The 14,443-nt window shown below is 73.6% G+C and carries 15 protein-coding genes; 5 read left to right on the top strand and 10 right to left on the bottom strand.

Annotation, left to right across the window (positions count from 1 at the left end):
* Window positions 1-113: 113 nt before the first annotated feature.
* Complete coding sequence (locus OG444_RS09560; RefSeq protein ID WP_327261751.1) at window positions 114-596, bottom strand: DUF402 domain-containing protein; 483 nt, start codon at window positions 594-596, stop codon at window positions 114-116.
* Entirely contained in the window at window positions 593-1,534 is a 942-nt protein-coding gene (locus tag OG444_RS09555) for a GNAT family N-acetyltransferase (RefSeq protein WP_327261750.1), read from the bottom strand. The genes OG444_RS09560 and OG444_RS09555 overlap by 4 nt, the downstream gene beginning before the upstream one ends.
* 71 nt (window positions 1,535-1,605) lie before the next feature.
* Between OG444_RS09555 and OG444_RS09550 the strand changes: the two genes are divergently transcribed.
* Window positions 1,606-1,995 (top strand): GntR family transcriptional regulator, encoded by a 390-nt coding sequence (locus tag OG444_RS09550; protein ID WP_327261749.1) that lies wholly within the window; start codon window positions 1,606-1,608, stop codon window positions 1,993-1,995.
* 93 nt (window positions 1,996-2,088) lie between these two features.
* On the opposite strand, the gene OG444_RS09545 is transcribed toward OG444_RS09550, so the two are convergent.
* Window positions 2,089-3,186, bottom strand: coding sequence for a DUF5925 domain-containing protein (locus OG444_RS09545; RefSeq protein WP_327261748.1), 1,098 nt, complete (start codon window positions 3,184-3,186; stop codon window positions 2,089-2,091).
* A 206-nt stretch (window positions 3,187-3,392) separates the two neighbouring features.
* Between OG444_RS09545 and OG444_RS09540 the strand changes: the two genes are divergently transcribed.
* Window positions 3,393-4,196: an SGNH/GDSL hydrolase family protein gene (locus OG444_RS09540; RefSeq protein WP_327266704.1), complete on the top strand. Its 804-nt coding sequence runs from the start codon at window positions 3,393-3,395 to the stop codon at window positions 4,194-4,196.
* On the opposite strand, the gene OG444_RS09535 is transcribed toward OG444_RS09540, so the two are convergent.
* Entirely contained in the window at window positions 4,166-5,989 is a 1,824-nt protein-coding gene (locus tag OG444_RS09535; protein ID WP_327261747.1) for a serine/threonine-protein kinase, read from the bottom strand. The two genes, OG444_RS09540 and OG444_RS09535, sit on opposite strands and share 31 nt — an antisense overlap.
* Window positions 5,990-6,268: 279 nt before the next feature.
* On the opposite strand from OG444_RS09535, the gene OG444_RS09530 reads away from it, so the two are divergent.
* A complete protein-coding gene (locus OG444_RS09530) occupies window positions 6,269-6,538 on the top strand; it encodes a hypothetical protein (protein ID WP_327261746.1) in 270 nt (89 codons plus the stop codon).
* Window positions 6,539-6,586: 48 nt separating this feature from the next.
* Here OG444_RS09530 and OG444_RS09525 read toward each other — a convergent pair whose 3' ends face one another.
* The 3 genes from OG444_RS09525 to OG444_RS09515 are packed head-to-tail and all read right to left on the bottom strand — an operon-like array spanning window position 6,587 to window position 9,590.
* Complete coding sequence (locus OG444_RS09525; protein WP_327261745.1) at window positions 6,587-7,783, bottom strand: CaiB/BaiF CoA transferase family protein; 1,197 nt, start codon at window positions 7,781-7,783, stop codon at window positions 6,587-6,589.
* A gap of 35 nt (window positions 7,784-7,818) precedes the next feature.
* A complete protein-coding gene (locus OG444_RS09520) occupies window positions 7,819-8,604 on the bottom strand; it encodes an ABC transporter permease (protein ID WP_442810746.1) in 786 nt (261 codons plus the stop codon).
* A 5-nt stretch (window positions 8,605-8,609) separates the two neighbouring features.
* A complete protein-coding gene (locus tag OG444_RS09515) occupies window positions 8,610-9,590 on the bottom strand; it encodes an ATP-binding cassette domain-containing protein (RefSeq protein WP_327261743.1) in 981 nt (326 codons plus the stop codon).
* 73 nt (window positions 9,591-9,663) lie between these two features.
* Between OG444_RS09515 and OG444_RS09510 the strand changes: the two genes are divergently transcribed.
* Window positions 9,664-10,416, top strand: a complete 753-nt coding sequence (locus tag OG444_RS09510) for a TetR/AcrR family transcriptional regulator (RefSeq protein WP_327261742.1) — start codon at window positions 9,664-9,666, stop codon at window positions 10,414-10,416.
* Between the two features lie 39 nt (window positions 10,417-10,455).
* On the opposite strand, the gene OG444_RS09505 is transcribed toward OG444_RS09510, so the two are convergent.
* A complete protein-coding gene (locus tag OG444_RS09505; protein WP_327266703.1) occupies window positions 10,456-11,580 on the bottom strand; it encodes a type ISP restriction/modification enzyme in 1,125 nt (374 codons plus the stop codon).
* Window positions 11,581-11,725: 145 nt separating this feature from the next.
* Here OG444_RS09505 and OG444_RS09500 point away from each other — a divergent pair, with 145 nt between their 5' ends.
* Window positions 11,726-11,890, top strand: coding sequence for a hypothetical protein (locus OG444_RS09500; RefSeq protein WP_327261741.1), 165 nt, complete (start codon window positions 11,726-11,728; stop codon window positions 11,888-11,890).
* A 120-nt stretch (window positions 11,891-12,010) separates the two neighbouring features.
* Here the strand turns inward: OG444_RS09500 and OG444_RS09495 are convergent, their stop codons facing one another.
* Both OG444_RS09495 and hmgA read right to left on the bottom strand, forming a co-directional pair.
* The gene (locus OG444_RS09495) at window positions 12,011-12,760 is read right to left on the bottom strand and encodes a GntR family transcriptional regulator (RefSeq protein ID WP_327261740.1); all 750 of its coding nucleotides are present in this window, start codon (window positions 12,758-12,760) and stop codon (window positions 12,011-12,013) included.
* A 63-nt stretch (window positions 12,761-12,823) separates the two neighbouring features.
* Window positions 12,824-14,137, bottom strand: a complete 1,314-nt coding sequence (gene hmgA / locus OG444_RS09490; RefSeq protein ID WP_327261739.1) for a homogentisate 1,2-dioxygenase — start codon at window positions 14,135-14,137, stop codon at window positions 12,824-12,826.
* Between the last annotated feature and the right edge of the window lie 306 nt (window positions 14,138-14,443).

Raw genomic sequence — 14,443 nt, 5'->3', positions numbered from 1 at the left:
GCCTCGCCGCGTTGTCCTCGGTCGTCGATGCTCCGCATCGACTCCCTCGTCCGCCTTGCGATCCACGGCACCAGAACCAGCTCCCTGATCCGGCCCGATCGACAAGACACCCCCTAGGCCAGGAGCGCGGAGAGGCCCGCTGCCGACCTGGCCTGGTCGTCCAGTGCGTCGAGGGCACGCACGGCCTGGGCAGCCGCCTCCGGGTCGCTCGTGGCGAGGCCGCTCTCGGCGAACTCGTCCTCGTCCAGGCGCAGTACGGAGGTCCCGTCCGCCGAGACCCACAGGTCGAGGTCCAGGTCCTCCACGAGGATCTTCCCGCTCTCCACCAGCGCCGGGCGCGTGACGTCGCAGTACCAGCCCTTGAGGACGCCGTCGCCGGTCCACACCTCCTTGACCGCGTACCAGCGCGTCCGCCAGAAGTGCTCGACGAACACATCGCCGGGCTCGAAACGGACGAAGCCGAAGTCCCGTACGCCCTCGGCCGCCCAGGGGGCGCGCACGGAGATCCGGTCGCCGTCGTCGGCGACCTGCGCCGCCGGGTAGCGGATCTTGGTCCGTCCGGCCTTGGTCAGGACGACGGTCAGCTGCTCGGTCACAGGTTCTCCAGTTTCTTCGTGAAGCGGGTCTCGGTCGCGCAGATCTCGTAGCCGAACCACTCGTTGATGGCGAGCATCGGCGCGTTGCCCGCATCGTTGCCGGTGAAGGCCGCGGTGTACCCGGCCGCACAGGCCCGGTGCAGGGAGACCGTCTTGGCGAGCTTGGCCAGACCCCGGCCGCGGAAGGCGCGCCGCGTGCCGGTCATGCCGGTGGCGTAGCGGGTGCCGCCGTCCGTCCGGGCCGCGGTGAACGCCGCCACCGCGCCGTCCACCAGGACGACGGTGGTCAGCTCCTTGTCCAGGGACGGGTCGTTCCAGGTGTGCGCCAGCCAGTCCTCGTAGTCGTCGAACTCGACCGGTACGTCGCCCGGCTCGTCGGAGGTCGTCTCCGCGTCGGCCTCGAACAGCGGCCGCGGGTCGGCGGCGAAGGCGGAGCCCGTACGCACCTCGACCCCGGCGGGAAGGTCCTGCGGGAGCGCGGGCAGCGTGGCCTGTGCCAGGTCCAGGCGCAGGAAGTGCGCCGAGCGGCTGGGGCGGTAGCCGTGCCGCTCGGCGAAGGCGCGATGGGCGGGCTCGTCGAGCACCCAGGCGTACACGTCCGTCGCGCCGTGCGCGGCGAGGTGCTGCTCGGCCGTGCGGAGCATGAGGCCGCCGGCGCCGAGGCCGCGGTGGGCGGGGTCGACGTACGCATTGACGTACGACCGGCCGGGCTCGGGACTGTCGTACACGATGCCGACCTGGGCCGCGCCGATGACGTGGCCGTCCGCGGTCTCGGCGACGAGGATCCGGTACCGCTTCGCGGGAGGGGCGCCGGCGAGTTCGAAGGCCACGGCCTCGGCGGTGGTGATCAGGAAGGGCAGGGCGGCACGGCACACCCGCACGACGGACTCCGCGTCCGAGGGGTCGCCGGGGCGGATGTCGCGGATCACAACGGTCATGTGGCAGACGCTACGTTCGCGCTCGCGCCGCGCGCCTCCCAATTAATCCCGGATGAGGGAGAATCACCGGCGTGACCTCGACACATCTGAAGATCACCATCGACGGCTCGGCCGGCTCGGCCGCCCCGTACGAACAGCTGCGCGCGCAGATCGCCGACCGGGCCCGGTCGGGGAAGCTGCCGGCCGGCTTCAGGCTGCCGACGGTACGGGGCCTCGCGGAGGAGCTGGGGCTGGCCGCCAACACCGTCGCGAAGGCGTACCGGGCGCTGGAGGCGGACGCGGTGATCGAGACGCGGGGCCGCAACGGGACCTTCATCGCGGCCGCGGGGGACGCGGTCTCCCGCGAAGCGGCCGCGGCGGCCCAGGCGTACGCGGACCGCGTCCGCCGCCTCGGCCTGACGCAGGCCGAGGCGCTCTCCGCCGCCGCGGACGCCCTCCGGGCCCGGTACGCGGCCGAGTAGCCCCGCTGCTCGGCCTCGTCGGCCCGCGGGCCGACGCACCGGGCTCCGCCCGGACCCGCGCCTCGGACGCCGGCGAGGCTGCACGGGCGGTGGCTAGAGGTAGAGGCCGGCCTGCGACGTGTGCGGCTGCGGCGGCAGGATCGCCGCCGGGCCCGTGCCGCGCCGCAGGGCGAACAGCTCCGCCAGGCTGGCGCCCTCGCGGGGGACGCCCTCGTCCGTGCCCAGCCAGGCCACCGCCTCGCGGTGGGTCAGCCGGCCGACCTCGATGCGGGCCAGGCAGCGTCCCGGGCGGACCACTGCCGGGTGGAGCCGTTCCAGGTCCTCGTTGGTCGTCACGCCGACCAGGACATTGCGGCCCTGCCCCAGCAGTCCGTCCGTCAGGTTCAGCAGCCGGGACAGCGCCTGCCCGGCCGTGTGGCGGGCCTCGCCCCGGATCAGCTCGTCGCAGTCCTCCAGCAGCAGCAGCCGCCAGCGGCCCTTCGCCGTGCCCTCGTCCTCGCCGATCGCGATGTCCATCAGGTAGCCGACGTCGTTGAACAGCCGTTCCGGGTCCAGGACGCAGTCCACCTGGCACCAGTCCCGCCAGGACCGTGCGAGCGTGCGCAGGGCGGAGGTCTTGCCCGTGCCCGGCGGGCCGTGCAACAGCAGCAGCCGGCCTGCGATGTCGTCCGGGGTGACCTTCATCAGCCGGTCCATCGCCCCGGCCACGGGCGCGGTGTAGTTCGGCCGCACCTCCGGCCAGGTACCGGCCGCGATCTGGCGCGTCGTCCGGTACGGGCCGCGCCGCGGGGAGACGTACCAGAACCCCATCGTGACGTTCTCGGGCTGCGGTTCGGGCTCGTCCTGCACCCCCTCGGTGGCCTTGCCGAGCACACCGGCCGCGAGTTCGTCGCTGACCGCCGTCACGGTGACGTCCGCGCCCCGGCTCCAGCGCGAGACGAGCATGGTCCAGCCCTCGCCCTCGGCCAGGGTGGCGCTGCGGTCGCTGTCGCGCGCCGAGCGCAACACCGTTGCCTCCGGCGGGAGGAGGGTCGCCTCCGCCTTGACCCGCTCGATCGACATGCTGTGCGAGTACGGCTGCTCACCGGACGCGAACCGGCCGAGGAACAGCGCGTCGACGACATCCGACGGCGAATCGCTGTCGTCGACGTTGAGCCGGATCGGCAGCGCGTCATGCGGGTTGGCTGACATGGCGCCCATGATCCGGCACACGGTGCCCTCGTGCACCCGTGTTTCGCTGGATCGGGTGCCCAAGTTCCCTCTTCAAACGCGTTCGGAGTGAAGATTCGCGCCGCAACTCTGCCCTGAACATTCTTGGCATGGACACTTCCAGCGGACCTCGGCTGCTTGTACCACGGACTCAGGAGTAACCCCCACAAGGAGCCGCACACATGAGCATGAGACTGTCGCGCTTCGCTGCCCTGACCTCCTCCCTCTTACTCGCCGCGGGTGCCGCCCTGTTCGGAGCCGGCCAGGCCGCCGCCGCCCAGGCCGACTTCGGCTACGTCGCCCTCGGCGACTCGTACTCCTCCGGCGTCGGCGCCGGCAACTACGACGGCGGGAGCGGCAACTGCAAGCGCACCAGCCGCGCCTACCCGGCCCTGTGGGCCGCCGCCCATTCCCCCCAGACCTTCTCCTTCACCGCCTGCTCGGGCGCTCGTACGGGTGACGTCCTCGCCAATCAGCTCGCCCCGCTCAACTCCGGAACCGACCTCGTCAGCATCACCATCGGGGGCAACGACGCGGGCTTCTCCGACGTCATGACCACCTGTGTGCTCCAGTCCGAGTCCACCTGCGTCAGCCGCGTGAACCAGGCCAAGGCCTACGTGGACTCCACCCTCCCCGGCCGGCTCGACCAGGTCTACAACGCCATCGACAGCCGCTCGCCCGGCGCGCACGTCGTCGTCCTCGGCTATCCCCGCTTCTACAAGCTGAACGGCACCTGCACCGCCGGCCTCACCGAGGGCGAGCGGGCCGCCATCAACGGCGCCGCAGATTACCTGAACGCCGCCATCGCCAAACGCGCCGCCGACCACGGCTTCACCTACGCCTCGGTCGCCGGCGCCTTCACGGGCCACGAGATCTGCTCCGGCAGTGCGTGGCTGCACAGCGTCAACTGGCTGAACATCGGCGAGTCGTACCACCCGACCGCGGCCGGACAGTCCGGCGGCTACCTGCCGGTCTTCACGAACGCCGCCTGATCCGCCCGGCCCGACCGGCCCGACCCCTCGCTCCGGTCCGAGCCGTTCGTGCCGTCCATCCCGTCCATCCCGTCCGTTCCGTCCATCGCGTCCGTTCCGTCCGTTCCGTCCGCCCGGTCCGTCCGGTCCGGCTCTGCGGTCGCCGGGCCGGCCGGACTCGCCGGAGCACTCGGCGTCGGCGAGAGCGGTGACGGACTCGGTCCGGGGGAGGGGGCCCCGCTCGTCGGGGTCGCCTTCCGGCAGGTCACCGAGGTTGCCACCCACTGGGTGGCAACCTCTGCCGGCCCCCGCACCTCCAGCCGGACCGCGTCCTCGAAGACGGTGTCCGCCTCGTGCGTGAGCTCCGTGTGCTCCAGCCGCCGGCTCCTCGGCCCGCCCTCCTCGTACGTGACGGACTGCCAGCCGGGGCCGGAGGTCCGCCCGCTGCGCGTGGCCCAGCGGTACTCCAGCACGACCGGGGTGCGCTCCACCTCGACGGTGGCGGTGAAGGCGGGCGCGTGCTCGGCGGGCGGCGGGCAACTGCCCGTGTAGGAGGAGCGCACGGAGTCCACGTACACCGAGACGTGCTGCCCCGCGCCGCCCGTGCCCGAGGCGGATGCCGACACCGGGGCCGACGGAGCCGTCGAAGGAGTCGTGGTGACGGTCCGGGCGGTGGTCGCCGAGCCCGTCGGCGCGCCGCCGCTGCCGCCGCCGTTGTCACCGGTGTTCCCGCGGTCCTTGAGCAGCAGCCACCCCACCGCGACCAGGGCCAGCAGCATCAGCACGATCCCGATCGTCAGCACCAGCCCGGCGTTCCCGCCGCGCGCGGCCCCGGGCGGCGGTGTCCCGTACGGAGCCGGGTGCGCCGGCTGCGCGCCGTACGGCTCGCGCGGCGTGTCCGTGCCCTGCCCGTGGTGCGCGACGACCGTCGGCGCGTCCGGCCCGGACGCAGGCCCCGACACCGGCCCGCCGGATGCCCGTACGTTCCCGCCCGCGCCCACCACCCGTAGCATCCGGGCCGCCTCCGCAGCGGGCAGCCGCTCGGCCGGGTCCTTGCGCAGCAGGCCGTCCAGTACCGGCTCCAGCGCCCCGGCCCGGCGCGGCGGCGGCGGTTCCGCGTCGACCACGGCCCGCAGGGTGTCCAGCGGGGTGGCCTGCCGGAACGGCGAGACCCCCTCGACCGCGGCGTAGAGCATGATCCCGAGCGACCACAGGTCCGAGGCGGGTCCCGGATCGCAGCCCAACGCCCGCTCCGGCGCCAGGAATTCGGGGGAGCCGATCACCTCGCCCGTCATGGTGATCGCCGAGGAGCCCTCCAGGCTGGCGATGCCGAAGTCGCCCAGGACCACCCGGCCGTCGTTGGCGATCAGTACGTTCCCCGGCTTCACGTCCCGGTGCAGCACTCCCGAGTCGTGCGCGGCGCGCAGCGCGGCGAGCACCTGTTCCCCTACGTGGGCGGCCCGCTGAGGGCTCATCGGCCCCTCCGCCTCCAGTACGTCGGCCAGCGAGAGCCCGCGCACCAGCTCCATCACGATCCAGGGCCGCCCGCCCTCGGAGGCCACGTCGTAGACGGTGACGACGCCGCGGTGCGAGACCCTGGCCGCGGCCCAGGCCTCCCGCTCCAGCCGCCGGTACAGCCGCTCCAGTTCGGCGGGCTCGAGCCCGGCCGGCGCCCGTACCTCCTTGACGGCGACGTCGCGGGCGAGCACCTCGTCCCGGGCCCGCCACACGATGCCCATCCCGCCGCGGCCGATCGGTTCGAGCAGCCGGTAGCGGCCCGAGATGACACGATCGGAGTTCGATTGCTCACTCACGCGCGCCCCCGAGTGTGTTCCCGTGCGCCCGCGTGTCACTGGGCGATCACTCCAAGTTAGCGCAGTGTGGGCCAAGTGGCCCCTGTCGTGACGGGACTCGCGCAGTGGCCTTTCGCAGCGTGACGTCCATGCGGAGAGTAATCGCCGACTCCGCTGAGTAATCGTCAACTCCCCGTCGCCACAGGGGTAATTCACACCACCGGGATACCCGGGGGCGACGCGGGGGCGTTAGGGTTAACCTGCCCGGGCCGGGTGCCCTCGTACGGGTGGGGAGAGAACATGGAACAGATAGCAATGCGCAGCAGGCCGCCTCGCGTGCCTGCCATCACCTGCGGCAGCAGTGCGACTAGCTCGCGCCTCGACCGCCACCTCTCTGTGCTTGGCGGTCCTGCCGTCCCGCACCGGGAGGCCGCCGAGGCGACGCTGCTGATGCGCGAGCTCACCTCCCGCGACCACACGCACCGCCTGCGGAGCCGGAGCGCGCGCGTCTCGCTCTTCGCGCCGCTGCGCCGTCTGCGTCGCACGCTCTTCGGCAGCCGCCGCTCGTAACCGTCCCGTACCGCAGCCGTCGGCCCTCGGGCCAACGGCTCCCCGGCCCTACCCGATCACACCGTCCCGGCGCAGTTGCGAGATCTGTGCGTCCGCCATCCCCAGGGCGCGCAGCAGCGGATCGGTGTGCTCGCCCAGCGCGGGCACCGCACCCATGTGCGGTGCCGCGCCGCCCGGCAGCCCGATCGGCGGCAGCAGGGCCCGCAGCGGACCGGCCGGCGATTCCACCTCCCGCCAGCGGTCCCGGGCCGCGAGCTGCGGATGCCCGGCCAGCTGGGCCACGGAGTTCAGCCGCGCACAGGCGATACCCGCCGCCTCCAGCCGCCCGATCGCCTCGTCCGCACCGAACCGGACCAGTGCCTCGGCCACCACCGCGTCGGTCTTCTCCCGGTTCACGGTGCGCGCCGCGTTCGTCGCGTACGCCGGATCGTCCGCCAACTCCGGCTGTTCCAACACCTGTTGTGCCAGCCGCCGCCATTCGCGGTCGTTCTGCACCGACAGCAGCACCCGGTCCCCGTCGGCCGTCGGATAGGCGTCGTAGGGCGCGATCACCGCGTGCGCGAGACCGGTGCGCACGGGCTGCTCCCCGCCGTGCATCGTGTGGTGCAGCGGGTGGCCCATCCACTCGGCGAGCGCGTCGAGCATGGAGACCTCCACCCTGCCCCCGCGCCCGGTGACCCCGCGGCGCAGCAGGGCGGCCAGGATTCCCGAGAAGGCGTACATGGCCGCGGCGATGTCGGCCGCCGGGATGCCCGCCTTGACCGGCTGGTCCGGGGTGCCGGTCACCGACACCAGACCCGCCTCGCACTGCACGAGCATGTCGTAGGCGCGTTTGTGGGCGTACGGACCCTCGGCGCCGTAGCCGGAGACGTCCACGGCGACCAGCCGCGGGTAACGCGCGCACAGCGCGGCCGAGTCGAGTCCGAGCCGGGCGGCGGCTCCCTGCGCGAGGTTCTGCACGAAGACGTCGGCGCCGGCGAGCAGCCCGTGCAGGACCTCGCGGCCGCGCGGGTCCTTCAGGTCGAGCGCGATCGACTCCTTGCCGCGGTTGGCCCAGACGAAGTGCGAGGCGAGGCCGTGCGCGGCCGTGTCGTAGGCGCGGGCGAAGTCGCCGCCGTCGGGGCGCTCGACCTTGATCACCCTGGCGCCGAGGTCGGCGAGCTGGCGGGTGGCGAAGGGGGCCGAGACGGCCTGTTCGACGGCGACGACGGTGATGCCGTCCAGGGGGAGCGGTTCGGTAGCCATGGGCCCTGCCTACCGGGTCGGACGGGCTGCTGTCACTACCGGCCGCGCGCGAACCTGTGCGTGGCCAGCGGGACGAAGAGCGCGAGCAGCAGCCCCGACCACAGCAGCGCCCCGGCCACGGGATGCGCGGCGGGCCAGGCGGCGCCCGCCGCGGTCTCGCCCCCGGCGTTCCCGCACAGCTCGCGCACGGCCGTGGCGACGGCGCTGATCGGGTTCCACTCGGCGACCGTCCGCAGCCATCCGGGCAGTCCCGCGGTCGGCAGGTACGCGCTGGACAGCATCGGTAGGACGAAGGTGGCGCCGCCGAGCTGGCCGGCCGCCTCCTCGCTCCTGCTCAGCAGGCCCAGGTAGGTGCCCACCCACGCGGTGGCGAAGCGGAACAGCAGCAGCACGCCCAGGGCCCCCAGCGCGCCGGGCAGCCCGTTCTCGATGCGCCAGCCCATCGCCAGTCCCACCAGCATCAGCGGCACCATCGACACGCCGGTGGTCAGCAGATCGGCGGCCGTCTGCCCGAGCGGTACGGCGGTGCGGCTCATCGGCAGCGTACGGAAACGGTCCATCACCCCGCGGTGGGCGTCCTGCGCGGCCGTGAACAGGCCGGTCATCAGACCGTTCGCGGCGGTGGCGGCCAGCAGCCCGGGGACCAGGAACTCCCGGTACTCGGCGCCCGGCATGGCGAGCGCGCTGCCGAAGACGTAGCCGAAGAACAGCAGCATGGTGATCGGCATGGTCTGGGTGAGGATCAGCAGCGCCGGGGCGTGCCGGGCCTTCTGCAGCTGGCGGGTGAGGACGGCTCCGCCGTCGGACATCAGGGTGCTCATGCTGCTCATGCGGCGTACTCCTCGGCGGCGGGAGGGGACTGGGGGGCCCGGGGGACCTGGGTGAGGCGCAGGAACACCTCGTCCAGGGTGGGCGGGCGCAGGCTCGCGTCCGTGACCGGTACTCCGGCCGTGTCGAGTTCCCGGATGATCCGCGGCAGGGTGAGCCCTCCGTCCGGGACGGTGACGCCGACGGTCAGCCGCGCTTCGTCGAGCACCGGCAGGCCGCCGGTGAGCTGGTCCAGTACGGCGGCGGCGCGCGCGAGGGCCCCGTGCGCGGGGACGGTGACCTCGGCGTGCGCGCCGATCCGGGCCTTGAGGGCGGCCGGGGTGCCGGTGGCGGCGACCCGTCCGCCGTCGACCACCACGATCTCGTCGGCGATCCGGTCGGCCTCCTCCAGGTACTGGGTGGTGAGCAGCACCGTGGTGCCGTCCTCGGCGAGTGCCCGGACCGTCGTCCAGATCTGCTCGCGGGCCGCCGGGTCCAGGCCGGTGGTGGGCTCGTCGAGGAACAGCACCCGGGGGCACGTGATCAGCCCGGCGGCCAGGTCCAGGCGCCGCCGCATGCCGCCGGACCAGGTGGAGCTCACCCGGTCGGCGGCCCCGGTGAGCCCGAAGCGCTCCAGCAGTTCGTCCGCGCGGGCCCGGCCGGCGGGGCCGCGCAGCCCGGCCAGCCGGGCGAAGAGCCGGAGGTTCTCCCGGCCGGTCAGGTCCCCGTCGACGGAGGCGTACTGGCCGGTGACGCCGATGGCGCGGCGCACGGCCGCGGGATCCCGGGTCACGTCGTGACCGGCGACGAGGGCGCGGCCGGCGGTGGGTGCGGTGAGCGTGGTGAGGACCCGCACGGCGGTGGTCTTGCCCGCTCCGTTGGGGCCGAGGAGGCCGCAGACCGTGCCCTCGGGGACGGCGAGGTCGAGGCCGCGCAGGGCGTGGACCTTTCCGTAGCTCTTCTCCAGCCCCTCACTAAGTACAGCGTACGTAGTAGTCATGCGCGCCACCGTACCTCACTACGTACGCCGTACGTAACTAAGATGGTGGCGAGACGACGAGGTGATCTGAGCCATGACAGCCGGCGGGCGACCCGCTGAACCCGAAGTGATCTGGTCCCGCCCCCAGCGGGCCGGCCGCGGACCGAGGCCCGCGCACAGCCGCGAGTCGATCGCGTCCGAGGCGGTGCGGATCGCCGACGAGGAGGGGATCGACGCCGTCTCCATGCGTCGCGTGGCCGCCGGGATCGGCGCGGGCACGATGTCCCTCTACAACTACGTGCCGCGCAAGGAGGACCTGTACGAGCTGATGGTCGACGCGGTCAGCGGGGAGTACGAGCTCCCGCCCCCGACCGGCGACTGGCGGGCCGACCTGCTCGCGCTGGCCCGCCGGACGCGGGCGCTGATGCACCGCCACCCGTGGCTGCCGCGCCTGCTCAGCCCGGTCTACGGCTTCGGTCCCAACGCCCTGCGCTACCTGGAGTACTGCATGGACTGCCTGGCTCCGCTCGACGTGCCGGACGCCGAGAAGCTGGAGCTCGTCGCCGCCGTCAACGGCAGCGTGGCGACCTACGTGGCGGGCGAGCTGGCGCTGGCCGAACGGGCTCGGTCGCTGCCCTGGAGCGAGGCCGAGGAGCAGCGGGTACGGACGGCATGGCTCGGCTCCCGCCTGGCCACCGGGGAGTACCCGCGACTGGCCGCGGCCCTCTCCGGCGGCGGCCCGGTCCCGGGCGCCGGCCTCGACATGGCCGAGGTCTTCGACCGCTCGATGGTCCGGCTGCTGGGGGCCTGGGGGGTCCGGGACGAGCAGGGGGAGCAGGGGGGATGAGGTCCCGGCGGGCGTAGGCCCGCTCCCCGTCCCGTCTGCTCAGAGGAGCGCGAACTGCCCGCCCGGGCCCTCCTCCTGGTGGTCCAGCACCGAGGCCGGGCGGCGGGCCCAGGCCGGTGGCGGCAGCACCCCGACCGCGCGCAGCTCCTCGGCCGTCAGCGCCGGCCCGGGCTCGAACGCGGCTCGCTCCGGCGCCAGTTCGGCCAGCAGCGCCAGCGTGGTCACCAGGGCCAGGAGCTCCGAGGTCCAGCTCTGCGGCCACTCGGCGGGCCCGAGCGCCGCCAGGCCGTCGGCTTCCGGGCCGCGGTGCGCGCTGCGGGCGGCGAACCAGGCCGGAAGCACCCGCACGCCCTGGGCCTCGTACTCCCAGGCCCCGGCCGGCACGGGGGACACGGTCCCGCTCCCGAGGCTCAGCGTCTCGCCCTCGGCGTCGTACGCGAGCTCGCGCGGCCAGCCCGTGACCGCCGAGCGGACGTACGGGCGCCGGCCGCCGGGCAGGCGGGGCGCCTCACCGCCGCGGGCACCCCGCAGCTGCACGGTCAGCACCCGGTGCCCCAGCTCCAGCCCGGCCCGCCACCGCGCGGGCTCGGCGGCGAGCGGGACCTCGTACCCGCGCGGGCCCGGGCGGCCCGCCGCGAGGACCCAGCACAGGACGTCCTCGGGGGTGACCCAGCCGCCGTGGCGCGCGCCCAGCAGGGGAAGCAGGCCGGGGGCGAGGTTCGGCTCGGTGCCGCCGGGGCGCCGGTGCAGGGGCCGGATCCGGCCGAGGCGGCCGGCCGGGAGGTGCGCGGTGACCAGCGGATCCGGGGTCAGGGCGAGGAACAGCTGGTGCTCGTCCCGGACCCGCCAGAGCTCGGGGCGGGCGACGTCGATGAGCCGCTGGTCGGGCAGCAGCCACTGCTCGTCGAAGGGCTCGCGGAGCACCCGTACGGGGTCGGGGCAGGGGCCGGGGGCGTCGGCGAAACGCGCCGTGGCCGCCGAGCGCTGCCCGGGCAGGGCGGCCGCCCCGGCGTCGGGCCTGCGGCTGCGGCTCGGGCGGAACAGGCGCTCCCGCTCGGCCCCTTCGGAGCCGGTCAGGGCCGCCCAGCGGGCGCGCAGGGACGCCGGATCGGGTGCGGACACCCAGTCCCGGCCCAGGCGCAGGCCGCCCACGGCCCAGGGCATCAGATCCTCAAGCAGCGGTACGTCTTCGCTCACGCCGCCGATGGTAGCGACGGGATCCGATGGCCGGGCTGCGTCCAGGCCGAAGAGCTACGCTCCTTATGTACGCATACGTACGGTATCGACCGAGGAGGCTCAGGAGGCGGTCATGAGCCAGTACGACGAATACACGACCCCGTCGCAGGCCGAGGGCGAGCGCCTCGACGAGGACATGGACGAGGCCCAGCGCAAGCAGCAGCAACACCCCCAAGCGATGCGCACCACGCCGTCGCAGGCGGAGGGCGAGCGCACCAGGGAGGACGACGAGAAGTAGCCGGGCGGTGCAGCACGGCGTCGGACACGTGGGCCGTCGGTGCGCGCGCGGGAGCGTGCGTGGATCGGTGCGCGCGGGTCGGTGCGCGCGGGGGAGCGTGCGTGGGTCGGTGCGCGCGGGTCAGTGCGCGTCGACCGTCACCGTGAAGGAGAACCTGTCGCCGCGGTAGCGGATCCGGGCCACGTCCACCACCCGGCCGTCCTCGTCGTACGTGACGCCGGTGTAGTGCAGGATCGGGCTCAGCAGCGGGACCTGGAGCAGCTCGGCCGTCTCCGGGTCCGCGAGCCGCGCCTCCACCGTGTCCGTGATCCGGCTAATGCGGACGCCGACGATGTCCCGCAGGACCTTCGTCATCGGCCAGCGCTCGAGATCGGCGAGGTCCACGGCCTCGGCGAACTCCGGCAGGACCGCGTTCTCCGCCCAGTTCGTCGGCTCGCCGCTCTCCCGGTCGTGGCGCAGGCGGCGGTACGTGACCACCTCGGGCGTGCCCGGGAAGTGCTCCAGCAGCTCCCCGGCCACAGCCGTCCGGCCGTGGCCGAGGATCGTCGTGCGATCGCCCGACTGCTGGGCCACGATCGCGTCGACCGAGCCCAGCAGCCGGACCGGGGCGCTGCGCAGCGCACCCGGCTCGATGAAGGTGCCGCGCCTCCGGTGCCGGCTGATCAGGCCCTCGCCCTCCAGCTCCTTGAGCGCCTGGCGCATGGTCAGCACGCTCACCCCGTAGTGCTCGGCGAGCTGCTCCTCGGTGGGCAGGCGCAGCGACGCGTCGGGGGTGCGCCCCAGTATCGAGGCGCGCAGTGACTGCGACACCTGGTACCAGAGCGGCAGCTTCCGGTTCAGTACCAGCGAGTCGGGGGCGAAGGCGGTCACGGCTGGATCTCCGAACGGCTGGACAGGGGGGACGTGCGGCGCATGCAGGGTATGCAGTGCAGGTCAGGCGCGGAAGTGGCGCTGCAGACCCTGCCACACGTCGTCGTAGCCGCGCTGGAGGTGATCCGCGCCGGCCGCCTGCGCAGTGGCGGTGATCGGCCAGCGGGTCTCGAACATGAAGGCCAGGCCGTCGTCGATCTTCTGCGGCTTCAGCTCGGCGGCGCTCGCCCGGTCGAAGGTCTCGTGGTCGGGACCGTGTGCGGACATCATGTTGTGCAGCGAGCCGCCGCCGGGGACGAAGCCCTCGGCCTTGGCGTCGTAGGCACCCTCGATGAGACCCATGTACTCGCTCATCACGTTGCGGTGGAAGTACGGCGGGCGGAAGGTGTCCTCGCCGACCAGCCAGCGCGGGGCGAAGACCACGAAGTCGACGCCCGCCAGGCCCGGGGTGTCGGAGGGCGAGGTCAGGACCGTGAAGATCGACGGGTCGGGGTGGTCGTAGCTGATCGAGCCCAGGACGTTGAAGCGGCGCATGTCGTAGACGTACGGGACGTTGCTGCCGTGCCAGGCGACGACGTCGAGCGGGGAGTGGTCGTAGGTCGCCGACCAGAGGTTGCCGCAGAACTTGTTGATCACCTCGGTCGGGCGCTCGACGTCCTCGTACGCGGCCACGGGGGCCTGGAAGTCCCGCGCGGCGGCGAGGCCGTTGGCGCCGATCGGGCCCAGGTTCGGCAGCTCGAAGGGCTGGCCGTAGTTCTCGCAGACATAGCCGCGGGCGTCGGCGTCCAGCAGCTCGACGCGGAAGCGGACGCCGCGGGGGATGAGGGCCATGTCGCCCGGGCGGGCGGCGAGCAGACCCAGCTCGGTGCGCAGGAGCAGCCCGCCGCGCTCGGGGACGATCAGCAGCTCGCCGTCGGAGTCGCTGAACACCCGGTCGGTCATGTCGGCGTTGGCGGCGTAGAGGTGGATGGCCATGCCGGCGCGCTGGGCGGCGTCGCCGTTGCCGCCGAGGGTCCACAGGCCGGAGAGGAAATCGGTGCCGGGAGCCGGGGCGGGCAGCGGGTTCCAGCGGAGCCGGTTGGGGTCCGGGACGGCCTCGGTGAAGGGCGCGGAGCGCAGGGCCCCGTTGTCGATCCGGGTGAAGGGCGGGTGGGCGGCCGAGGGGCGGATCCGGTAGAGCCACGAGCGGCGGTTGTGGGTGCGGGGCTCGGTGAAGGCGCTGCCGCTGAGCTGCTCGGCGTAGAGGCCCAGGGGGGCGCGCTGCGGCGAGTTCCGGCCGATCGGCAGCGCGCCGGGGACGGCCTCCGAGCTGTGCTCGTTGCCGAAGCCGGTGAGGTACTCCAGTGCCTCTGCCGTCTTCCTGGCCTGCTCGCTCATGTGCTGCTCCCGCTCCGTCGAAGGAATCCTATGGTCGACAGTAGGATTCCGCGGCCCGCACGTCAACGGTGAACCGGGGGCCGGCCGGGCCGGCGGGCCGCGGAAGGGCGGCGGGCGGGTGGCGGACGAGCGGCAGATGGGCGCCGGACGGGCGGCAGGTGAGCGGCAGGTGATCGGCGGGTGGGTGCCGGATGGGTGCCTGATGGGTGCTGGATGGGCGGGAAAGTCGGGAAAGGTCGGGCGGTGAGAGCGGGCACGCCGACGGGCGGGAACACGGATTCGGTCGAGGGGGATCCCAAAAGATGA

The sequence above is a fragment of the Streptomyces sp. NBC_01232 genome (assembly GCF_035989885.1).
GTDB lineage: Bacteria > Actinomycetota > Actinomycetes > Streptomycetales > Streptomycetaceae > Streptomyces.
Note: the sequence above shows the minus strand (reverse complement) of the source record. Positions and strands in the feature narration are given on the sequence as shown.